Here is a 20,810-nt window from a genome sequence, read left to right on the forward strand (position 1 = left end):
AGATCGAGGTTAGCGATCCGCGCTCGGGCCGTGGCGGCCCGACGGTGGCGGCCCGGCTGGCGGGGCTCGCCGTTGCCCGGCGGCCTGGCCCTGACAGCTCGGACACCGCAGGGCCAGGTGTCGCGCGGACCGTCAGCGGTCGAAGTCGATCTCCACCTCCGCAGTGACGGGGTGCGACTGGCAGGCCAGTACGAACCCGGCGCCCGTTTCCTCCGGCTCGAGCGCGTAGTTGCGGTCCATGCGCACCTCGCCCGACACCAGAAACGCCCGGCAGGTCCCGCAGACTCCGCCCTTGCAGGCGTACGGAGCGTCCGCGCGGCTTCGCAGCACCGTGTCCAGCAGCGATTCCCCGTCCTGGACGGGCCACCTGCCCGAACGCCCGTCGAGGGTCGCTGTGAGCCTGCTCTCCGCCGGAGTGGTCGTCCGGGCCGTCGGCGGACGGTCGGCCCCTTCATCGGCGACGTGGAAGATTTCCTGGTGGATGCGGGCCCGGTCCGCCCCGAGCGCGCGAAGCGCGCCCTCCGCCTCCCGGATCAGGCCGAACGGTCCGCACAGGAACCAGCCGTCCACGTCGGGTACCGACAGCAGAGAGGGAAGCAGACCGGTGAGCCGTTCGCGGTCCAGCCGCCCCGAGGGGAGACCGGCTGCCTGCTCCTCACGGGACAGTGCGGTCACGAGCTGGAGGCGGCCCGGATAACGGTCCTTGAGGTCTGCCACCTCGTCGAGGAACATCGTCGAAGCGGCCGTCCGGTCGCTCCGGATCAGGCAGAAGCGGGCCCTGGGCTCGCGTGCCAGCAGTGTCGCGGCGATCGACAGCACGGGTGTGATGCCGCTGCCGCCGACGATCGCCGCGAAGTGCCCGGGGCGAGGCTCGAGGACGAAGCGGCCCATCGGTGCCATCGCCTCGATCAGGTCACCGACGGCCAGTTCCTTGAGGGCGTACGTGGAGAACGCGCCTCCGTCGACCATACGGATTCCCACCCGCAGCGACGGTTCGGCCGGCCGCTCGGTGGCCGGAGCACAGATCGAGTACGACCGGCGGATCTCCTCGCCGCCGACGCTGTAGCGAACGTTCAGGTGCTGGCCGGGCCGGTGGCGGAAGGTCTCGCGCAATTCCGGCGGCACGGCGAGGGTGACGGCCACCGCGTCGTCCGTGATCCGTTCGATCGCGCTGACCCGGAGCGGATGGAACATCTACAACTCCTTGAAGTGATCGAACGGTTCGAGGCACGCCACGCACCGGCGCAGCGCTTTGCACGCCGTGGAGGAGAACCTGCTCAGCAGCTCGGTGTCCGTGGAGCCGCAGTGCGGGCAGCGCACCGAGAGCGTCAGCGGTACCGGACCACCCGCAGCGCCACCGGGGCGGGGCGGAGCTATCCCGAACTCCGTGAGTTTGCGGCGTCCTTCGTCGCTGATGTCATCCGTCGACCAGGCGGGTGCGAGGACGGTGACGACGGAGACCTCGGCCACACCGTGCTCGTGCAGCACCCGTTCGATGTCGGCGGACATCGTCTCGATGGCCGGGCAGCCTGTGTAGGTCGGTGTCAGGTGCACGACGACCCGGTCCGGGTTTTCGGCCCGCACCCCGCGGAGCACACCGAGTTCGTCGAGGGTGAGGACCGGGAGTTCGGGATCGGGCACGGAGCCCGCCAGCCGGTGCAGCTCCGCCTCCAGCGGTGTCTCGGTGGTCACCATGACGCTCCCGGGTGACTGCGGTGCAGATGCTGCATCTCGGCGAGCATCCGCCCGAACGGCTCCGTGTGCAGGCCTTGCCTGCCTGCCCCCGCAGCCCAGGCGCCGCTCTGCGGGCCCGACGGGAGGGTGAGAGTCGCCTGCTCCACCACCGCGGTGACGGCGGCCAGCCAGGTGTCGCGGAGAGCCTGCCACTCGACGTCCACACCTTCGACGGGCTCGAACAGCTCGCCGGTGAACTTCCACAGGGCGTCCAGGCCCAGCTGCATGCGGTCGTGGCTCTCCGCCGTGCCGTCGCCCAGCCGGAGTACCCACTGCTCGGCGTGGTCGCGGTGGTAAGCGACCTCCTTGACGGCCTTGGCCGCGAGGTCAGCGAATTCACCCTCCCCGGAAGCCAGTTGTGCGTACAGGCAGTGCTGGTAGACGGAGAAATAGAGCTGTCGTGCGATCGTGTGGGCGAAATCGCCGTTGGGTTGCTCCACCAGCTGGACGTTGCGGAAGGCCCGCTCCTCGCGGAGGAAGGCGAGCTCGTCCTCGTCACCCACGAACGAGAGCAGCATCCGCGCCTGCCCGAGCAGGTCCAGGGCGATGTTGGCCAACGCCACTTCCTCCTCCAGCACGGGGGCGTGACCGGCCCACTCCCCCAGCCGGTGCGAGAGCACCAGCGCGTCGTCGCCGAGGGCGAGGGCCGCGGTCACAGGTGCTTCACCCCTTCCGGGATCTCGTAGAAGGTGGGGTGGCGGTAGGGCTTGTCCCCGGCGGGTTCGAAGAACGAGTCCTTCTCGTCCGGCGACGAGGCGGTGACCTCGGTGGAGGGCACCACCCAGATGGACACGCCCTCCGAGCGGCGGGTGTACAGATCGCGAGCGTTGCGCAGGGCCATTTCGGCGTCCGGCGCGTGCAGGCTTCCCGCGTGGGTGTGGGACAGCCCGCGCCGGGATCGCACGAACACCTCCCACAGCGGCCAGTCGGTCGAGCTGCTCATGCGGTCGCCTCCACGGGCTCGGCGGTGGCGCCGGCGGTTCCGGTCCGTACCGCGTGCTTCTCTGCGTATGCCGCCGCCGCGTCGCGCACCCACGCGCCTTCCTCGTGGGCGGTGCGCCGCTGGGCGAGCCGTTGTTCGTTGCAGGGGCCGTTGCCTTTGAGGACCTCCTGGAACTCCGTCCAGTCGATCGCCCCGTAGTCGTGCTGTCCGAGCTCTTCGTTCCACCGGATGTCGGGGTCGGGGAGGCTGAGCCCCAGGGCCTCCGCCTGCGGCACACAGATGTCGACGAAGCGCCGGCGGAGCTCGTCGTTGGAGTGGCGCTTGATCTTCCAGGCCATCGACTGAGCGGAGTGCGACGAGGAGTCGTCGGGCGGGCCGAACATCATCAGGGACGGCCACCACCAGCGGTTCACCGCGTCCTGCGCCATCTCGTGCTGGGCGGAGGTGCCGCGGCTGAGGGCGAGCAGCAGCTCGTAGCCCTGGCGCTGGTGGAAGGACTCCTCCTTGCAGATGCGGATCATCGCCCGTGCGTACGGTCCGTAGGAGCAGCGGCAGAGCGGAACCTGGTTCGTGATCGCCGCGCCGTCCACCAGCCAGCCGATCGCGCCGACGTCCGCCCAGGTCAGCGTCGGGTAGTTGAAGATCGATGAATAGCGCTGCCGGCCGGCGTGCAGCTTGTCGAGGAGTTCCTCGCGACTGGTCCCCAGCGTCTCGGCGGCGCTGTACAGGTAGAGGCCGTGCCCCGCCTCGTCCTGCACCTTTGCCATCAGGATCGCTTTGCGGCGCAAGGAGGGTGCCCGAGAGATCCAATTCGCCTCGGGCTGCATGCCGATGATCTCGGAGTGCGCGTGCTGGGCCATCTGGCGGACCAGTGTGGCCCGGTACGCGTCGGGCATCCAGTCCCGAGGTTCGATCCGGTCGTCGGCCGCCACCGCGGCGTCGAAAGCCGCGGTGCGCCCCCCATCCATCGGGTCCGCCGTGCCCGCTGTCCTCTGCGTCGTCTGGTCCGCAGTCACTGCCGCCATCTCGGGCTCCCTACCGACCGATCGTTCGGTTCCTTGGCTTCAATGGTGAGTCGGGGGCCCGTAGGGTGTCAACCCTGTGGATAACTGAGTGGTGATCGACGGTGAACGGGGCGGCATGGATGCGGAGCTCGGTGGGCGCGCCGGAAGCGACAACAAGCGCCCCTGGTCCGGAGTGACGAACCACCCGGACCCTGCTCGCGACCGTGAGCCGGACGCAGGGCCCGACGCCGGCCCGGACGCGGAACGTGCCGGGGATCGGGGAGCCGCCCCGGCCCCGGACAGCGCCGTCCCCGGGCCGGAGGCGGACGACGCGCACGCGGGGATACCGGTCCCCGGCGCCCGTCCGGACCCCACGGCTTCGACGGACGGGCCGGCGGGCGATCTCTCGGAGCAGGTGTCCGTGGTGGGAACCCGTCCGGAACGCGGCGCGGGCGCGGACGAACCTCTGCGACCTCCGTCCCGGGAGGGCGGCTCCCCGGACGACCGTCAGGCGCTCGTCACTGCGGAGACACCCCCGGGCGGCACCTTCGTGCCCGAGGGCCCGGCCCGGTGTCCGGGCGGAGGCGGCATGGCGGGGCTCTCACTTCCGTACCAGGTCGTCGCCGCGATCGCGCTGGCCGTCATGGGCGTGCTGGCCTGCGGACACATCGCCGTGATCTTCCTCCATGTCGCGCCGTCCAACACGCTGACGAAGCAGCACGGCGCGGTGGTCGACGACTGGGTCTACCCCGAGTTCGAGCAGAACTGGAAACTGTTCGCCCCCAACCCTCTCCAGCAGAACGTCGCAGTCCAGGTCCGCGCCGAGGTGGCCGGTGACGGTGGGCGCAGCACCACTCGCTGGATCGACCTCTCGCGCGAGGACGGGGCGGCAATACGCGGCAACGTTCTCCCCAGCCACGTCGACCAGAACGAGCTTCGTCGTGCCTGGGACTTCTTCACCGGGTCCCACGACAGCGAGAACCGTTCCAACGGCCTCCGCGGGGACCTGTCCGAGCGCTACATCCGCCGCATCGTGATGCTGCGCCTGGCCGACCACGACCTCGGCGGCAAGGTGGAGCGGATACAGGTGCGATCCGACGTACGTTCCTTGGGAGCCCCGTCGTGGAGCGACGAGAAGATCAGCACCGATCCCGACTACCGGCTGCTCCCGTGGTGGACCGTCAGGCCGGCCGATCTCCCCGGTACACACACGACCGGACAGGCAGCGCGCGACGGGAGGGCGCAGAAGTGAGCGCCTCCACCGCGGCCCGTGTCCCCGGGAAGGCGGGCAGTTCGGTGACCCGGGCAGTCCAGCGCATCACCGAGGGGCCCCTCGGCGCCTACCAGGCCGCCGTCGTCAGGATCGGGATCTCCGCGACCTTTCTGCTGTTCCTGCTCCGGGAACTGCCCCACCGCCGTGAGCTCTACGGCCCTGACGGGCCGTGGAGCTGGGACATGGCACGCGGGCTCCTTTCCCACAACGGCGCCTTCACCGTGTTGATGTGGTCGGACAGCACGGTCTGGTTCGAGTGCGTCTACGCGTTCACGCTGGTGTGCGCAGCGCTGCTGATGATCGGCTGGCGGACGCGGATCACGTCCGTGCTGTTCATGGCGGGAGTGCTCTCCCTCCAGAACCGCAGCATCTTCATGGGCGACGGCGGCGACAACGTCATCCATCTCATGGCGATCTACCTGGTACTGACGCGCTGCGCGCGGGTGTGGTCGCTCGACGCCCGCCGCGCGGCGCGACATGCCGCTCGCGTCACGGAGGGACTCCGGGCGCCCCGCGACGTGACCGGGCCGCTTCTGTGGGGCGTCCTCGGCGCGGTACTGCTCCCCGCCACGCTGATGGGCGGACTGGGCGGCACCTGGTGGCTGCCCGCGCTCCTGTGGGTCCTGTGGCTCGGCAATGGCGCGTGGTGGGCACTGAGCCGGTACGCGCCGGAGCGCGAGTTGCGTACCCTCCTCGACGTCCTGGCCAACCTCGCTCACAACGTCGCCCTGGTCGTGATCATGGCGGAGGTATGCCTGATCTACGCGACCGCCGGCTGGTACAAGATCCAGGGCTCCCGCTGGCAGGACGGCACCGCGATCTACTACCCGCTGAAGCTGGACTACTTCGCGCCCTGGCCGGAGCTCTCGGGCCTCGTGGCCTCCAGCGCCCTGATGGTCATGGTGATGACGTACGCCACGGTCATCGTGCAGGTCGCCTTCCCCTTCACGCTGTTCAACCGGCGCGTCAAGAACGTGCTGCTGGTCCTCATGATCGGTGAGCATGCGGGGATCGCGGTCCTGCTGGGTCTGCCGTTCTTCTCGATGGCGATGATCGCTGCGGACGCGGTCTTCCTGCCGACGGTCTTCCTCGTCTGGCTGGGGCGCATGGTCGCGCTGGGCCGGGGACGGCTGTTCTCCCGGCCTTCGAAGGACGGACGCACCGTTCCCGCGCAGCGAGGCCCCGTTGTGGGCGAGGGGGAGGCACCGCACGGCGGCGGGGACAAGGGCCATACGCTCGTCGGGTGACCAGCGAGACCGGCAGTACAGAAGAATCCCCGTCGACACCGGCGACCGACGCGTCCGCGGAACCGGTCCAGTACGACGACGGCTACGGCAACGAGATCGGTGTCGGGCCGCATCCGCTGCCGTGGCCCGAGGGGGGCCGCTACGACCCCGAGCTCCTGGCGAACGGGGACCGGCGCAACGTGGGTGACGCCTACCGCTACTGGACACGGGAGGCGATCGTCGCCGATCTCGATCTCCGGCGGCACGACTTCCACGTGGCGGTGGAGAACTGGGGTCACGACTTCAACATCGGCTCGGTCGTCCGTACCGCCAACGCCTTCCTCGCCAAGGAGATCCACATCGTCGGGCGCCGGCGCTGGAATCGCCGGGGCGCGATGGTCACCGACCGCTACCAGCACGTGCGGCACCACCCGGACACGGCGGATCTGACCGCGTGGGCGGAGGCCGAGGACCTCCCGATCATCGGGATCGACAACCTTCCCGGGGCCGTACCGCTGGAGCGGACCGAGCTTCCGCGCCGGTGCGTGCTCCTGTTCGGGCAGGAGGGTCCGGGGCTCACGGAAGAGGCGCGCAAGCACGCTTCGATGGTGTGCTCGATCGCGCAGTTCGGCTCGACGCGGTCGATCAACGCGGGCGCCGCCGCAGCCATCGCCATGCACGCCTGGGTGCAGCGGTACGCCGACATCCCGACCCCCGGCCCACAGGGCAGCTGACGCGCATGAACCGAGACCGACGGGACCTGAACCTGAGACTTACGGACCCGTGCCCCACGGGGCCCTGACCGGTGGAGCGGACTCCCGCTCCACCGGCCCTTCGCTCCGGGCGGCTGTTCCCGCACCCGGCCCCGGGAGCTCGCTCTCCGGACCGTGACGACGCCGGCTGGGCTGCGAGCGGCTCAGGCCTGGCGGCGGACCTCGACCACCCGGAACCGGTTGGACACGAACGCCCCGTCGCACAGTGCCGCGTTGGCTGCCGGGTTTCCGCCCGAGCCGTGGAAGTCGGAGAACGCCGCGGTCTGGTTGACGAACACCCCGCCGGTGAGGTTCAGCGAGAGCTGAGCCGACTCGTCGAAGCAGACGTCCTCGATCGCGCGCTCCACCTCGGCCGAGGTGGTGTAGGCGCCGACGGTCATGGCGCCCTTCTCCCTGATCGTGCGGCGCAGCAGGTCCAGGGCGGCCTCGGTCGACTCGACCGCGACGGCGAAGGAGACCGGGCCGAAGCACTCGGAGAGATAGGCCGCCCTGTCGTCGGGCTCGGTGCCGTCGAGCTTGACCACGACCGGCGTACGCACCACGGCGTCAGGGAAGTCGGGGTTGGTCACCTGACGTGAGGCGAGGGCGACGTCGCCCAGTCCCGATGCCGCTTCCAGCCGGGCCTTCACGTCCGGATTCACCAGGGCGCCGAGCAGTCCGTTGGCCCGGGCGTCGTCGCCGAGGAGTCCGCTCACCGCGTCGGCGATGTCCGCCACCACGGTCTCGTAGGGCTTGTCGCCGGCGTCCGTGCTGATCCCGTCCTTGGGGATCAGCAGATTCTGCGGGGTCGTACACATCTGACCGCTGTAGAGGGAGAGCGAGAAGGCCAGGTTGGACAGCATGCCCCGGTAGTTGTCCGTGGAGTGGAGGACGACGGTGTTGACGCCCGCCTTCTCCGTGTAGACCTGAGCCTGGCGGGCGTTGGCCTCCAGCCAGCCACCGAAGGCCGTGGAGCCCGTGTAGTCGATGATCTTGATCTCGGGCCGCACCGCCAGGGTCTTGGCGATGCCTTCGTCCGGGTGTTCGGTGGCGAGCGCGACGAGGTTGGGGTCGAATCCCGCCTCGGCCAGTACCTCGCGTGCGAGCTGGACGGTCAGCGCGAGCGGCAGGACGGCCCGCGGGTGCGGCTTGACCAGCACGGGGTTGCCGGTCGCGAGTGACGCGAAAAGGCCCGGGTAGCCGTTCCAGGTGGGGAAGGTGTTGCAGCCGATCATCAGCGAGACACCGCGCCCGGCCGCCGTGAACGACTTGTGCAGCTGGAGCGGGTCACGCTTGCCCTGGGGCTTGGACCAGTCCGCTGTGCGGGGCGTGCGCGTCTGCTCCTCGTAGGCGTACGCCACCGCCTCGAGGCCACGGTCCTGGGCGTGCGGGCCGCCGGCCTGGAAGGCCATCACGAAGGCCTGCCCGCTGGTGTGCATCACCGCGTGTGCCAGCTCATGTGTACGCCCGCTGATGCGCGAGAGGATCTCCAGGCAGACCAGCGCCCGCGTCTCGGGCCCGGCCGCACGCCAGGAGCCCATGGCGGCCCGCATCGCGGGGAGCAGGATGTCCGGGTCGGCGTGCGGGTACTCGACGCCGAGCTTCGGCCCGTACGGCGAGATCTCCCCGCCCGTCCAGCCGTCGGTACCGGGCTGCCCCAGGTCGATGCGGGTGTTGAGCACCGCGTCGAACGCGGCTTTGCCCTCGGCGGCGCCGAGGCTGCCGGGGAGGCCGTCCTCGCCGTAGGCCTTCGGGTGCTCGGGGTGCGGGGACCAGTACGCGCGCGTGCGGATCGCGTCGAGTGCCTGGTCGAGCGTCGGGCGGTGGATCTCGGACAGCTTTTCGGGGGAAAGCGCGGGGGCCATCACGGACCAACTCCTCGTCGAGCCGGGCGGGTGTGTGCGGACGGAGTTAGAGTAACCGAACGATCGGTCGGGACAAGGGGCCCCAAGGAACCTGTGGACAACTCATGGGGGAGGATCGCGGACATGACCACGCCCAAGCGGGACACGTACACCCCGGAGACGCTCCTCACCGTTGCCGTCCGCGTCTTCAACGAGCGCGGCTACGACGGCACGTCCATGGAGCATCTTTCCAAGGCGGCGGGCATCTCCAAATCCTCCATCTACCACCATGTGGCGGGCAAGGAGGAGCTGCTGCGGCGGGCGGTCAGCCGGGCGCTCGACGGGCTCTTCGGCATTCTCGACGAGGCGGGGGCGACACGGGGACGGGCGATAGCCCGGGTCGAGTACGTCACTCGCCGCACGGTCGAGGTCCTCATGAACGAGCTGCCGTACGTCACTCTGCTGCTGCGGGTGCGCGGCAACACCAGGACCGAGCGCTGGGCCCTGGAGCGGCGGCGTGAGTTCGACCAGCGGGTGTCCGAACTGCTCAAGGCCGCGGTGGCGGAGGGCGATCTGCGCGCCGACGTGGACATACGTCTGGCCACCCGGCTGCTCTTCGGCATGGTGAACTCGCTGGTCGAGTGGTACCGGCCGCAGCAGGGCGGCTCCCCGGAAGCCGATCAGCTCGCCGACACGGTCGTCCGGCTCGCTTTCGAGGGTATGCGCGCCGGCTGACCGCGAGGCCGGTGGCCTTCCCGCGTCTACCGGGCCGCCCGGCGCCCCTCAGGCGAGTTCCGCGGGGCGGTCCGGGCGCGGCCCCAGATCGGTTTCCTCGAACACCAGCAGGGTGCGGGTGGAGAGTACTTCCGGTATGGCCTGGATCCGGGTGAGGACGAGTTCGCGCAGGGCCTGGTTGTCCGGGGTGTGCACGAGCAGCAGGACGTCGAAGTCGCCGCTGACCAGCGCGATGTGAGTGGCACCCGGCAGGGCCTGGAGCTGTTCGCGCACGGTGCGCCATGAGTTCTGGACGATTTTGAGCGTGATGTAGGCGGAGGCCGCCTCTCCCGCCCGTTCGTGGTTCACGCGGGCACTGAAACCCCGGATGACGCCGTCCTCGACCAGCCGGTTGATCCGGGCGTACGCGTTGGCCCGCGACACGTGGACACGCTCGGCGACCGCCCGTACCGAGGCCCGGCCGTCCGTCTGGAGGATGCGCAGAATGGCCCGGTCGGTGGAGTCCAGCGGCCGGGCGGGCGGAGTGCCGCCGGGATCGGTGCCCCGGTCAGCCATTTGTTCAGCTGCCATCTGCCCGTGCCTCCCTGTTGTGGACGACCTGCTCCTATCCCAGGCTGTGGAGAACCGTTTGTCCACAGGCTGGAGGTGCCTGTAGCCAAATTGCCGCCGCGACCGAACAATCGCTTGGTGAGGCACACCACACCGTCGCCTCGCCCCCACCCCGACATTCCTGCGGATTTCGACACCCCTCGATACATCTCGATGCCAGGAGGTGCTTGTCATGACGGTCCAAGAGCTGCCCGGCGCAGCCGCCTACAGGCCCACGCCGCCCCCGGCCTGGAAGCCGCTCACCGATCCCGCGCCGCTGCTCCCGGACCCCGAGCCGTACCGCGTGCTCGGCACCGACTCCGCGGCCGACGCCGACCCCGAGCTGCTGCTGCGGCTCTACACGGAGCTCGTGCGCGGCCGCCGGTACAACGCGCAGGCCACGGCTCTGACGAAGCAGGGAAGGCTCGCGGTGTATCCGTCGAGCACCGGCCAGGAGGCGTGCGAGATCGCCGCCGCGCTGGTGCTGGAGGAGCGCGACTGGCTCTTCCCGAGCTATCGCGACACCCTCGCCGCCGTGGCACGGGGCCTGGACCCCGTCGAGGCCCTGACCTTGCTGCGGGGCGACCGCCACACGGGGTACGACCCGCGTGAGCATCGCATCGCCCCGTTGTGCACGCCCCTGGCCACTCAGCTGCCGCACGCCGTCGGCTTGGCCCACGCCGCGCGCCTCAAGGGCGACGACGTGGTGGCGCTCGCCATGGTCGGCGACGGAGGGACGAGCGAGGGCGATTTCCACGAGGCACTGAACTTCGCGGCCGTCTGGCGCGCTCCGGTCGTGTTCCTCGTGCAGAACAACGGTTTCGCGATCTCGGTACCCCTGGCCAAGCAGACCGCCGCGCCCTCCCTTGCCCACAAGGCCGTCGGATACGGAATGCCTGGACGGCTGGTCGACGGCAACGACGCGGCCGCCATGCACCAGGTGCTGGGCGAGGCCGTGGCCCGGGCCAGGCGAGGTGAGGGACCGACGCTGATCGAGGCGGTCACGTACCGCATGGACGCGCACACCAACGCCGACGACGCCACCCGCTACCGCGGGGACGGCGAGGTCGAGGCGTGGCGCGAGCACGACCCCATCCGGCTTCTGGAGCGCGAGCTGACGGGGCGCGGGCTGCTGGACGAGGAGGGCATCGCGACGGCGCGGGAGGCGGCGGAGCGCATGGCCGAAGGCCTGCGCGAGCAGATGAACGCCGATCCGGTGCTCGATCCGATGGACCTGTTCGCCCATGTCTACGAGGAGCGGACCGGGCAGCTCCGCGAGCAGGCCGAGATGCTGCGGGGCGAGCTCGCCGCCGAGCACGACCCGCTGGAGGAGAACGGCGTGGAGGGACGGCGATGAGCACCGCTGCGGCGACGGTCGGCGGACGGACCGGCAGGGCGAAGCCGGCCACGATGGCACAGGCGCTCGGACGGGCCCTGAGGGACGCGATGGCGGCGGACCCGACGGTGCACGTCCTGGGCGAGGACGTCGGCACGCTCGGCGGGGTCTTCCGCGTGACCGACGGTCTGGCGAAGGAGTTCGGCGACGACCGGTGCACGGACACCCCTCTGGCCGAGGCGGGGATCCTGGGCGCCGCCGTGGGCATGGCGATGTACGGTCTGCGCCCCGTGGTGGAGATGCAGTTCGACGCCTTCGCCTATCCCGCGTTCGAGCAGTTGGTCAGCCATGTCGCCAAGATGCGGAACCGCACCGCGGGTGCCATGCCGCTGCCCATCACGGTGCGGGTGCCGTACGGCGGCGGCATCGGTGGGGTCGAGCACCACAGCGATTCCTCCGAGGCGTACTACATGGCGACACCGGGACTGCACGTCGTCATGCCCGCCACGGTCGACGACGCCTACGGGCTGCTGAGGGAATCGATCGCGTCCGACGACCCGGTGGTCTTCCTGGAGCCCAAGCGTCTTTACTGGTCGAAGGCCGACTGGTCGCCTGAGGCACCGGCGCAGGTCGAGCCGATCGGCCGGGCCGTGGTGCGGCGGCCCGGGCGCAGCGCGACCCTGATCACGTACGGCCCCTCCCTCCCGGTGTGCCTGGAGGCCGCCGAGGCGGCCACGGCCGAGGGCTGGGACCTGGAGGTGGTCGACCTGCGTTCGCTGGTGCCGTTCGACGACGAGACGGTCGCGGCATCGGTCCGGCGTACGGGGCGTGCGGTGGTCGTTCACGAGTCCTCCGGTTTCGGCGGTCCCGGAGGGGAGATCGCGGCCCGGGTGACCGAGCGGTGCTTCCATCATCTGGAGGCGCCGGTCCTGCGTGTCGCCGGGTTCGACATCCCCTACCCGCCGCCGATGCAGGAGCGGCACCATCTGCCGGGCGTGGACCGGGTGCTCGACGCGGTGGCCCGTCTTCAGTGGGAGGCGGACAGCTGATGGCACAGGTACTCGAATTCAAGCTGCCTGATCTCGGCGAAGGGCTGACCGAGGCAGAGATCGTGCGCTGGCTGGTGGAGGTGGGCGATGTCGTCGCCATCGATCAGCCGGTCGTCGAGGTCGAGACGGCCAAGGCCATGGTGGAGGTGCCGTGTCCGTACGGGGGGGTGGTGACCGCACGTTTCGGCGCGGAGGGCGCTGAACTCCCGGTCGGGGCACCTCTGCTGACGGTCGCCGTCGGCTCGGTGGATCCCGTCGTGGACGGCACGGCTACGACCGGGCCGGCCGGAGACGCGTCCGGCGCCGACGGTGAGGGCTCCGGCAACGTGCTCGTCGGCTACGGCACGGGCGCACCGGCCGCGCGACGCCGCAGGGTCAGGCCGGCGCAGGTGCCGTCCTCGTCCGGCTCCTCGGGTCCCGGTTCGTCTCCGGCTCCCGTTCGGCCGGTGGCGGCTTCGGTACCCACCGTGGTGTCGACTCCCGCCCCCGCGGCGGTGACGGCGCCGACGGGGCCGGTGGCGGTCATCTCGCCGCTGGTGCGGAAACTGGCGCGGCAGCACGATCTCGATCTCCGGCAGATCTCCGGCACCGGACGGGACGGACTGATTCTGCGCAGTGACGTGGAGTCTGCGATCAGGGACGTGGAGTCGACCGTCAAGGACGCGGAGTCCACGGTCAAGGACGTGGTGATCGCCGCCGTCCCCGATGAGGCGCCACGGCAGGCACCACAGGGCGAGCGGATCGCCCTGCGCGGAGTCCGCGGTGCGGTCGCCGAGAAGCTGGCCCGCAGCAGGCGCGAGATTCCCGACGCCACCTGCTGGGTGGACGCGGACGCCACCGAGCTGATGGCAGCGAGGGCGGCCATGAACGCCGCCGGGGGTTCCGCCGCCGGTCCGAAGGTGTCGGTGCTCGCGCTGCTGGCCCGCATCTGCACAGCCGCTCTGGCCCGGTTCCCCGAGCTGAACGCGACGGTGGACACCGAGTCCCGGGAGATCGTGCGGCTGCCAGGTGTCCACCTGGGCTTCGCCGCGCAGACCGAGCGAGGCCTGATGGTCCCGGTTGTGCGGGACGCGCACACACGGAACGCGGAGTCGATCGGCGCCGAGATCGCCCGGCTGACCGAGGCGGCCAGGACGGGGAAGCTGACACCGGCGCAGCTCACCGGTGGGACGTTCACGCTGAACAACTACGGCGTGTTCGGAGTGGACGGCTCGACGCCGATCATCAACCACCCCGAGGCGGCGATGCTCGGCGTCGGCCGGATCATGGCCAAGCCCTGGGTGTACGAGGGTGAACTGGCGGTCCGCCAGGTCGTGCAGCTCTCGCTGACCTTCGACCACCGGGTCTGCGACGGAGGTACCGCAGGAGGGTTCCTGCGGTACGTGGCGGACTGCGTGGAGCAGCCGGCGGTGCTGTTGCGGACGCTGTAGTGACAGTGGGGTTGCGGAGCTTCTGTCCGGACCGCCTGTGAGTTCGGTCCCTCTCGGTGACGTTTCGCGTTCCCGGAGGGACCACTGTCCGTGTGAGGCCCGCATACTCGGGTGCATGACCGCGTATGACGCCATCGTTCTTGCCGGGGGAGCCGCGAAGCGGCTCGGGGGGGCCGACAAGCCGGGCCTTCGTGTGGGCGGCCGTGCCCTGCTCGACCGGGTTCTCGCCGTCTGCGCCGACGCCGGTTCCACGGTGGTGGTCGGTGGCCGGAGGCCGACCACGCGTCCCGTCACATGGACGCGTGAAGTACCCGAGGGGGGAGGCCCGTTGGCGGCGCTGGGTGCCGGGGTCAGGGAGACCGCGGCGGCGAACGTTCTGGTGCTCTCCGCGGATCTGCCTTTTCTGGCGGAGACGACGGTCCGTTCGTTGCTGACCGCGGCCGGGGCAGGCGCCCGGGAGGGCGCGTTGTGCACGGATCCGGACGGCCGGGACCAGCCGCTGGTCGCCGTCTACCGTGCCGAGCCGCTGCGACGCGAGCTGGCCCTGCTCGCCACGGAGTACGGCAGCCTCGCGGGCCTTCCGCTGCGCCTGCTGACGGCTGAACTGGACCTGGCCCGGGTGGAGGCGGGACCGCTCGCCTCTTTCGACTGCGACACCTGGGAAGACATTGCTGCCGCCAGAGCGCGGATCAGGGAGCATGGGACCGTGCTGGACGAATGGATCACCGCAGTCAAGAACGAGCTGGGCATCGACCTCGACGTCGACACCGGCGCCCTCCTCGACCTCGCTCGTGACGCCGCGCACGGCGTCGCCCGGCCCGCCGCGCCCCTGACCACGTTCCTGGTGGGATACGCGGCGGCCATGGCGAGCAGCGGCAAGAGCCCTGAGGCCGCTGCGGAAGCAGTGGCGGAGGCCTCCCGCAAGGCCGCGGCCCTCGCGCTCCGGTGGGAGGAAGAGGCGGCACCGGGCAGCGAGCCCGCGACGCCATGACGCCGCAGGACGGCGATGCCGGGCGGACCCGTGGTGCCCGCCCGACGCAGGACGGCGACGCCGGGCGGACCTCTGGCTCCCGCCCGGCGCAGGCGGATCGAGCGGTTCGAGCGGACCGTACGGCGCGGACCGAACGGACGCCAGGGGAGGAGCGGGCCTCCCGGGAGGAACGGGACGCCGAGGAGGAGCGTGCCGTTGCGCAGGCACTCGCCCTCGTAGCCCGGCGTCCGCAGGCGGCTCACCCGGTGTCGGCCTGCTCCGGCCATGAGGCGCAGCCCTCGGACCGTTCGCGCGACGCGGTTCCGGTGCCTGCCCCGGCCGAACGGGGCGGGAGTTCCGCCGCCCCTCCCCCGAGCGCCCCGACCCCCGGCGACGCGACCCCGGGCGATTCACCCCGAGGCGGCCGCGCTACCTCCAGGGGAACAGTCCCCGGAGCGACGGCCTCCGGACCAACGGCCCCCAGTACGGAGGCTCCCAGGACACCGGCTTCCGGCGCTCACGCTCCCAGTACACCGGTCTCAAGCGCTCAGGACTCGGGCTCGTCGAAGCCGACCACGCCGAGCAGGCAGGCGGCCGGGCCGGACACGGCGGACCCCGAGGACTGGGATCCCGCCGGCCCGGACTCCTCGGCCCTTGGCACCACGTACCGCCGCGTGTCGCCGCCGGCACGCGGGGCGGCAGCCTTGTCCAAGGCTCACCGGACCCGGGCCACACCCTGGGCCGAGGCACGTGCCCTGGCCGAGCGTCTGGGCCGGGCTGCCCCGCTGGCCGCCCATCGACTGCCGCTGGACCGTGCCCTGGGGCACGTCCTGGCGGAGCGCGTCGTCGCGCTCACCGACCTGCCGCCGTTCGACACCTCGGCCATGGACGGCTGGGTCGTCGCAGGACCAGGGCCGTGGACCGTACAGGAGGGCGCAGGGCTGCTCGCCGGGCGTGGAGCCGTCGAGCGGTTGCCCGACGGTGAGGCGTCCAGGATTGCCACGGGTGCCCGCATCCCCTCCGACGCCACGGCCGTGATCCGCAGTGAGCACGCACACGCCGACGAGGCCAAGGGACTGCTGCACGCGACCCGCGATGTCGTACCGGGGCAGGACATCCGGCCCCGGGGCCAGGAGTGCCGTTCCGGTGACGAGCTCCTGCCCGTCGGAACGGTGGTGACCCCGCCCGTGCTCGGCCTGGCAGCTGCTGCGGGATATGACGCCCTCGTCGCCGTGCCCCGGCCCCGCGTGGACGTTTTCGTGCTCGGTGACGAACTCCTCACCGCGGGTCTTCCGCGCGAAGGACTCATCCGGGATGCCCTCGGCCCCATGCTCGCTCCCTGGCTCCGCGCCCTGGGAGCAGAGGTCGCCGAGCCCCTGCGGCTGGGGGACGACGCCGAGGCACTGCACCGCGCACTCGTCTCCTCGGACGCCGACCTGATCCTCACCACGGGCGGTACGGCTGCCGGGCCCGTGGATCACGTCCACCCGGTCCTGGCCCGGATGGGGGCCGAGCTCCTCGTCGACGGGGTGGCCGTACGCCCTGGTCATCCCATGCTTCTGGCACGGCTCGCCGAGCAGGGACCGTGTCTGGTCGGCCTGCCGGGCAACCCTCTTGCCGCAGTATCCGGATTGCTGACCCTGGCCGAGCCGCTCCTCCGGGGTATCGCCGGCCGGACCGCCCAGGACGCCTACCGTGCGCCGGTGCACGAAGAGGTGCACGGACACCCGCACGACACCCGGCTGATCCCGGTGGTCCACCGTGACGACAGCGTTCTTCCCCTGCACTACAACGGCCCGGCCATGCTGCGTGGGATCGCCGCCGCGGACGGGCTGGCCGTGGTGCCGCCCGGCGGGGTACGGTCCGGCACCGAGGTGGAGATCCTCGATCTACCGTGGGCCTCGGCGTCGCCGTGGACGGAAGGGTGTTTCACGTGAAACTTCCCGGCCAGGACGCGATGGCCAGGCGTGCAGACGAACACGTCGTACCGACCCGGGTGCTTCTGCCCCGTCGGGTGATCGACAGGCCGTTGCGCCAGGTGGCCAAGCGGCTGGCGATGGCTTTGACCGTGCTGGCTCTGACGGTCTTCATCGTCTGGGCCGACCGCAGCGGCTACCACGACAACGCGGACGGCAAAGTCGACTTCCTCGACGCCGTCTACTACGCGACGGTGACGCTGTCGACGACCGGGTACGGCGACATCGTTCCCTACAGCGATCCGGCGCGGCTGGTCAACGTCATCCTGGTGACGCCGCTGCGCGTGCTCTTCCTGATCATCCTGGTCGGCACCACTCTCGAGGTCCTGACGGAGCGGACCCGGGAGGACTTCCGGCTGAAGCGTTGGAGAAGCAACTTGCGTGAACACACCGTCGTCGTCGGCTTCGGCACGAAGGGACGCTCAGCGATCCAGACGCTGTGTGCCACCGGCTTGAAGAAGGACCAGATCGTCGTCGTCGATCCCGCCGGCAAGGTGATCGAAGCGGCCAATGCCGAAGGTTACGTCGGCGTGTTGGGCGATGCGACGCGCAGCGATGTGCTGCTGCGGGCCGAGGTCCAGAAGGCCCGGCAGATCATAATCGCCACCCAGCGGGACGACACCGCGGTGCTGGTCGCGCTGACGGCCCGGCAGCTCAACCGAGGTGCGAAGATCGTTGCCGCCGTGCGTGAGGAGGAGAACGCGCCGCTGCTCAAGCAGTCCGGGGCCGACGCCGTGATCACCAGCGCGAGTGCCGCCGGCCGGCTGCTGGGCCTGTCCGTGCTGAGTCCGAGTGCGGGCACGGTGATGGAGGACCTCATCCAGCAGGGCAGCGGGCTCGATCTGGTCGAGCGGCCGGTCATAAAGTCCGAGGTGGGCAAGAACGTTCGCGAGACGGATGACCTGGTGGTCAGCGTCCTGCGGGGCCACAGGCTGATCGGGTACGACGATCCGGCCGCCAGCCCGCTTCAGCTCACGGACCGGGTGATCACGATCGTGCGCGCCACACCGATCCACGTCCAGCAGACGGTTCACCCTCCGCAGTCCGGGTCGCGGACATAGGACCACGGCGTACGGATCGGCCCGGGTGGAGGGGCTGTACGAACGTGCCGGCCGCGTCTTCCGGAGGGCGGTGCACGGACGCCGGCCGGGGAGCCGCCGTACGGAAAGCGGCCCGCGCGGCCGTACGGGGAGGCCGGCCCGCGCGGCCGTAAGACGTACAAGCCCTCGCACACGGCGCGGACGGCTCCGCCCCCGCCCGGGCGTCCTCACGGAGTAGCCTCGCGGCCATGTATGCGATCACGATCCCCGAACCAGGCGGTCCCGAAGCGCTCGTATGGGCCGAGGTCCCCGAACCCGTGCCCGGCGATGGTGAAGTCCTCGTCGAGGTCGTGTCCAGCGCGGTCAACCGCGCCGATGTCCTCCAGCGGCAGGGCTTCTACAACCCGCCGCCCGGCGCGTCACCCTATCCGGGCCTGGAGTGCGCGGGCCGCGTCCTGGCACTCGGCCCCGGCGTGTCCGGATGGTCCGTGGGCGACGAGGTCTGCGGGCTGCTGGCGGGGGGCGGATACGCGGAAAAGGTCGCTGTGCCCGCCGGCCAGCTTCTTCCCGTTCCCGAGGGAGTGGACCTCGCGGAGGCCGCGGCGCTGCCCGAGGTGGCGGCGACGGTCTGGTCCAACGTCTTCATGGTGGCCCACCTGCGCCCCGGCGAGACCCTGCTGATCCACGGCGGGTCCAGCGGTATCGGCACCATGGCCATCCAGCTCGCCAAGGCCATCGGCGCGCGGGTCGCGGTCACAGCCGGCGGTCCCGAGAAACTGGCGCGCTGTCAGGAGCTCGGTGCCGACATCCTCATCGACTACCGCGAGCAGGACTTCGTCGACGAACTGCGCAAGGCGACCGACGGTGCGGGGGCCGACGTCATCCTCGACATCGTCGGAGCGAAGTACCTGGACCGTAACGTGCGGGCCCTGGCCGTGAACGGCCGCCTCGCGATCATCGGCCTGCAGGGCGGCGCCAAGGGCGAGCTGAACCTGGGTGCCCTGCTGAGCAAGCGGGCCGCCGTCACGGCGACCTCATTGCGCTCCCGTCCGCTGGCGGAGAAGGCGGCGATCATCGCCGCCGTACGCGAGCACGTGTGGCCGCTGATCGCCGCGGAGGTCGTCCGGCCGGTGGTCGACCGCACGGTGCCGATGCCGGAGGCGGCGGAGGCTCACCGGCTGATGGAGTCCAGCAGCCACATCGGCAAGATCCTCCTGGCCGCGCCGAACGCCTGAGGACGCCCCGGCACGGGCACCTGTGGACGCCGGTATCGACCCCTCCGGCGCCTGATGGAGCCAGGCCCCGTACGCCCGACGCGGAGCCCGGCGGTCCCGGCGGAGCTCAACGGCCCCGGCGTACAGGCATCCGGGCCCGGCACGCATCGCGTGTGCCGGGCCCTGACGCGTACAGCGGTCGACGGTGGACCGAAGGCTAGAGGTACGGGCCGGAGCGCGCAGGGCCGTGGGGGTCGACGGCCGCTTCGTCGTCGTCGCCCCCGACGCCCGGAGGAAGGGCGCGGCGCATCTGTTCCAGCTGCGCACGCGCCGCCATCTGCTGGGCGAAGAGCGCCGTCTGGATGCCGTGGAAAAGGCCCTCCAACCAGCCGACCAGCTGGGCCTGCGCGATCCGCAGCTCGGCCTCGGAGGGTACGGACTCCTCGGTGAACGGCAGCGAAAGGCGCTCGAGCTCCTCCACGAGTTCCGGGGCCAGGCCGTCCTCAAGCTCCTTGACGGAGCTCGCGTGGATCTCCTTCAGCCGGACCCGGCTCGCCTCGTCGAGAGGAGCCGCCCTGACCTCTTCCAGAAGCTGTTTGATCATGCTGCCGATGCGCATGACCTTGGCGGGCTGCTCGACCATCTCCGTCACCGGGACCTCGCGCGACTCGTCGCCGCCGGCCCCGGCGCCCCCGCCGATGGCCATTCCGTCCTGCCCCACCACGAGGACTTGGGGGTGCTCCTGCGACCGTTCATTCCTCGGCATCTCCATGACGCCATTGTCTCGCACACACGCCTCATCACATGGTGGTGCCCCCGGAAAGGGAAGATCACCCTCTTCGGGGACACCGGAACCACCGGTCAGCCGCCGGGGTTCATCCCGCGCGACGGGTCGCAGCCGCCCGGGTACCCGCGAAGGCGGCGGCGAGCAGCCCCGCCAGGACCGGAACCACCCGGGCCAGCAGGCCGATGGCCTCCCAGGGGTCGACCAGACGCAGTGCCACGGCAGGCACGATGCCCGCCACTTGCCGAGCAGCACGCCCGTGAGCGCGACCACCAGGCACTGGAAACCGGAGAGTGAACGCCGTACACCTGGGGGTATGTCCACCGCGCCGAGCGTGGTGAGGTCGGCACCCGCCGTGTGCGGCCGCCTCGGGGCCTCGGTCAGGTCGTCCGGCGGATGCGGAACGCCAGGAACGCCAGGCCCATCCCGACCAGTGCGATCCCGCTGCCCAGCGACACGTCCCGCACCTGCCGTACGGCCGCCACATCCAGCGCCCGCTTCTGCCTCGCCGTCTCGCCGGGCTTGGGAAACGCGTCCGGCGGCGGCGTGAACTCGGGGACCCCGGCAGGGTCCGAGTCCGGTGGCATCTCGTCCGCCGCCGCCTCGGAGTCCGCGATCTCGACGGGCGACAGTGAGCGCCCCGGCCGCGCCCGGCCCTCCCCGGCCTGCCGCCCGGCGAGCGGTGATTCCTCCGCGGAGGGGCCTTCGTCGGGAGTGGCCGAAGAGCGCGAGAACGCTACGGGCACCGCGCCTGCTCCGGACGCTCCGGAGGTCGTGGCCGTGCCGGGCCCGGGGAACGCCGCAGGCGCCGTGATCGCAGATCCCGGACGGCCCCGGTGGGACGAGGAGGCGCCGTCGTGTGCGTGGGCCCAGGCGGGTGGCCCGAGCGCCGTCCCGACCGCCAGCACCAGA

The 20,810-nt window shown here is 71.0% G+C and carries 20 protein-coding genes and 1 pseudogene; 11 read left to right on the forward strand and 10 right to left on the reverse strand.

The window, feature by feature from the left end; all coding sequences use genetic code 11:
* Window positions 1-132: 132 nt before the first annotated feature.
* From OG206_RS16940 to paaA, 5 genes are read right to left on the reverse strand one after another with little or no spacing between them, the layout of a single operon-like run.
* Window positions 133-1,194 carry a 2Fe-2S iron-sulfur cluster-binding protein gene (locus OG206_RS16940; RefSeq protein ID WP_327116880.1) on the reverse strand — a complete coding sequence of 354 codons (1,062 nt, stop codon included), beginning with the start codon at window positions 1,192-1,194 and terminating at the stop codon, window positions 133-135.
* Window positions 1,195-1,695: a 1,2-phenylacetyl-CoA epoxidase subunit PaaD gene (gene paaD / locus OG206_RS16945; RefSeq protein WP_442805851.1), complete on the reverse strand. Its 501-nt coding sequence runs from the start codon at window positions 1,693-1,695 to the stop codon at window positions 1,195-1,197.
* On the reverse strand, window positions 1,689-2,390 hold the full coding sequence (gene paaC, locus OG206_RS16950; protein ID WP_327116882.1) for a 1,2-phenylacetyl-CoA epoxidase subunit PaaC: 702 nt from the start codon (window positions 2,388-2,390) through the stop codon (window positions 1,689-1,691). Before paaC ends, paaD begins: the two co-directional genes overlap by 7 nt.
* Window positions 2,387-2,677, reverse strand: coding sequence for a 1,2-phenylacetyl-CoA epoxidase subunit PaaB (gene paaB / locus OG206_RS16955; protein WP_327116884.1), 291 nt, complete (start codon window positions 2,675-2,677; stop codon window positions 2,387-2,389). The genes paaC and paaB overlap by 4 nt, the downstream gene beginning before the upstream one ends.
* Entirely contained in the window at window positions 2,674-3,702 is a 1,029-nt protein-coding gene (paaA, locus tag OG206_RS16960) for a 1,2-phenylacetyl-CoA epoxidase subunit PaaA (RefSeq protein WP_327116886.1), read from the reverse strand. Before paaA ends, paaB begins: the two co-directional genes overlap by 4 nt.
* An 88-nt stretch (window positions 3,703-3,790) precedes the next feature.
* On the opposite strand from paaA, the gene OG206_RS16965 reads away from it, so the two are divergent.
* The 3 genes from OG206_RS16965 to OG206_RS16975 are packed head-to-tail and all read left to right on the forward strand — an operon-like array spanning window position 3,791 to window position 6,914.
* On the forward strand, window positions 3,791-4,933 hold the full coding sequence (locus tag OG206_RS16965) for a DUF5819 family protein (protein ID WP_442805852.1): 1,143 nt from the start codon (window positions 3,791-3,793) through the stop codon (window positions 4,931-4,933).
* A complete protein-coding gene (locus tag OG206_RS16970) occupies window positions 4,930-6,201 on the forward strand; it encodes an HTTM domain-containing protein (RefSeq protein ID WP_327116888.1) in 1,272 nt (423 codons plus the stop codon). Before OG206_RS16965 ends, OG206_RS16970 begins: the two co-directional genes overlap by 4 nt.
* Window positions 6,198-6,914: a TrmH family RNA methyltransferase gene (locus OG206_RS16975; RefSeq protein ID WP_327116890.1), complete on the forward strand. Its 717-nt coding sequence runs from the start codon at window positions 6,198-6,200 to the stop codon at window positions 6,912-6,914. Before OG206_RS16970 ends, OG206_RS16975 begins: the two co-directional genes overlap by 4 nt.
* Window positions 6,915-7,096: 182 nt before the next feature.
* Here OG206_RS16975 and paaN read toward each other — a convergent pair whose 3' ends face one another.
* A complete protein-coding gene (paaN, locus tag OG206_RS16980; RefSeq protein WP_327116892.1) occupies window positions 7,097-8,797 on the reverse strand; it encodes a phenylacetic acid degradation protein PaaN in 1,701 nt (566 codons plus the stop codon).
* Between the two features lie 123 nt (window positions 8,798-8,920).
* Between paaN and OG206_RS16985 the strand changes: the two genes are divergently transcribed.
* The gene (locus OG206_RS16985; RefSeq protein ID WP_327116894.1) at window positions 8,921-9,511 is read left to right on the forward strand and encodes a TetR/AcrR family transcriptional regulator; all 591 of its coding nucleotides are present in this window, start codon (window positions 8,921-8,923) and stop codon (window positions 9,509-9,511) included.
* Window positions 9,512-9,559: 48 nt separating this feature from the next.
* Here the strand turns inward: OG206_RS16985 and OG206_RS16990 are convergent, their stop codons facing one another.
* Window positions 9,560-10,081 carry an Lrp/AsnC family transcriptional regulator gene (locus OG206_RS16990; protein WP_327116896.1) on the reverse strand — a complete coding sequence of 174 codons (522 nt, stop codon included), beginning with the start codon at window positions 10,079-10,081 and terminating at the stop codon, window positions 9,560-9,562.
* A 211-nt stretch (window positions 10,082-10,292) separates the two neighbouring features.
* Between OG206_RS16990 and pdhA the strand changes: the two genes are divergently transcribed.
* The 7 genes from pdhA (at window position 10,293) to OG206_RS17025 (ending at window position 19,135) form a co-directional block, all read left to right on the forward strand.
* Window positions 10,293-11,456, forward strand: a complete 1,164-nt coding sequence (pdhA, locus tag OG206_RS16995; protein ID WP_327116898.1) for a pyruvate dehydrogenase (acetyl-transferring) E1 component subunit alpha — start codon at window positions 10,293-10,295, stop codon at window positions 11,454-11,456.
* Complete coding sequence (locus OG206_RS17000; protein WP_327116900.1) at window positions 11,453-12,484, forward strand: alpha-ketoacid dehydrogenase subunit beta; 1,032 nt, start codon at window positions 11,453-11,455, stop codon at window positions 12,482-12,484. Before pdhA ends, OG206_RS17000 begins: the two co-directional genes overlap by 4 nt.
* Entirely contained in the window at window positions 12,484-13,914 is a 1,431-nt protein-coding gene (locus OG206_RS17005; RefSeq protein WP_327116902.1) for a dihydrolipoamide acetyltransferase family protein, read from the forward strand. Before OG206_RS17000 ends, OG206_RS17005 begins: the two co-directional genes overlap by 1 nt.
* A 115-nt stretch (window positions 13,915-14,029) precedes the next feature.
* Entirely contained in the window at window positions 14,030-14,905 is an 876-nt protein-coding gene (locus tag OG206_RS17010) for an NTP transferase domain-containing protein (RefSeq protein ID WP_327116904.1), read from the forward strand.
* Window positions 14,906-15,210: 305 nt separating this feature from the next.
* The gene (locus tag OG206_RS17015) at window positions 15,211-16,821 is read left to right on the forward strand and encodes a molybdopterin-binding protein (protein ID WP_327116906.1); all 1,611 of its coding nucleotides are present in this window, start codon (window positions 15,211-15,213) and stop codon (window positions 16,819-16,821) included.
* Entirely contained in the window at window positions 16,779-17,921 is a 1,143-nt protein-coding gene (locus OG206_RS17020; RefSeq protein WP_327116908.1) for a potassium channel family protein, read from the forward strand. The genes OG206_RS17015 and OG206_RS17020 overlap by 43 nt, the downstream gene beginning before the upstream one ends.
* Before the next feature lie 227 nt (window positions 17,922-18,148).
* Window positions 18,149-19,135 carry an NAD(P)H-quinone oxidoreductase gene (locus OG206_RS17025; RefSeq protein ID WP_327116910.1) on the forward strand — a complete coding sequence of 329 codons (987 nt, stop codon included), beginning with the start codon at window positions 18,149-18,151 and terminating at the stop codon, window positions 19,133-19,135.
* Window positions 19,136-19,331: 196 nt separating this feature from the next.
* On the opposite strand, the gene OG206_RS17030 is transcribed toward OG206_RS17025, so the two are convergent.
* From OG206_RS17030 to OG206_RS17040, 3 genes and pseudogenes are all read right to left on the reverse strand, one after another.
* Window positions 19,332-19,886, reverse strand: a complete 555-nt coding sequence (locus OG206_RS17030) for a bacterial proteasome activator family protein (RefSeq protein WP_442805853.1) — start codon at window positions 19,884-19,886, stop codon at window positions 19,332-19,334.
* Window positions 19,887-19,989: 103 nt separating this feature from the next.
* Window positions 19,990-20,252, reverse strand: a pseudogene (locus OG206_RS17035) (hypothetical protein); the annotation flags it as partial.
* A 26-nt stretch (window positions 20,253-20,278) separates the two neighbouring features.
* A complete protein-coding gene (locus tag OG206_RS17040) occupies window positions 20,279-20,644 on the reverse strand; it encodes a hypothetical protein (protein ID WP_327116912.1) in 366 nt (121 codons plus the stop codon).
* Window positions 20,645-20,810: the final 166 nt, after the last annotated feature.

Origin of the sequence: Streptomyces sp. NBC_01341 (assembly GCF_035946055.1) — a bacterium.
Lineage (GTDB): Bacteria > Actinomycetota > Actinomycetes > Streptomycetales > Streptomycetaceae > Streptomyces.

Coding starts and splice junctions, on each gene's coding strand:
- paaD (WP_442805851.1), bottom strand. CDS start 1,695: ATGGTGACCACCGAGACACCGCTGGAGGCGGAGCTGCACCGGCTGGCG.
- OG206_RS17010 (WP_327116904.1), top strand. CDS start 14,030: ATGACCGCGTATGACGCCATCGTTCTTGCCGGGGGAGCCGCGAAGCGG.
- paaB (WP_327116884.1), bottom strand. CDS start 2,677: ATGAGCAGCTCGACCGACTGGCCGCTGTGGGAGGTGTTCGTGCGATCC.
- OG206_RS17000 (WP_327116900.1), top strand. CDS start 11,453: ATGAGCACCGCTGCGGCGACGGTCGGCGGACGGACCGGCAGGGCGAAG.
- paaA (WP_327116886.1), bottom strand. CDS start 3,702: ATGGCGGCAGTGACTGCGGACCAGACGACGCAGAGGACAGCGGGCACG.
- OG206_RS16940 (WP_327116880.1), bottom strand. CDS start 1,194: ATGTTCCATCCGCTCCGGGTCAGCGCGATCGAACGGATCACGGACGAC.
- paaN (WP_327116892.1), bottom strand. CDS start 8,797: ATGGCCCCCGCGCTTTCCCCCGAAAAGCTGTCCGAGATCCACCGCCCG.
- OG206_RS16985 (WP_327116894.1), top strand. CDS start 8,921: ATGACCACGCCCAAGCGGGACACGTACACCCCGGAGACGCTCCTCACC.
- OG206_RS17030 (WP_442805853.1), bottom strand. CDS start 19,886: ATGGAGATGCCGAGGAATGAACGGTCGCAGGAGCACCCCCAAGTCCTC.
- OG206_RS17005 (WP_327116902.1), top strand. CDS start 12,484: ATGGCACAGGTACTCGAATTCAAGCTGCCTGATCTCGGCGAAGGGCTG.
- pdhA (WP_327116898.1), top strand. CDS start 10,293: ATGACGGTCCAAGAGCTGCCCGGCGCAGCCGCCTACAGGCCCACGCCG.
- OG206_RS16990 (WP_327116896.1), bottom strand. CDS start 10,081: ATGGCAGCTGAACAAATGGCTGACCGGGGCACCGATCCCGGCGGCACT.
- OG206_RS17025 (WP_327116910.1), top strand. CDS start 18,149: ATGTATGCGATCACGATCCCCGAACCAGGCGGTCCCGAAGCGCTCGTA.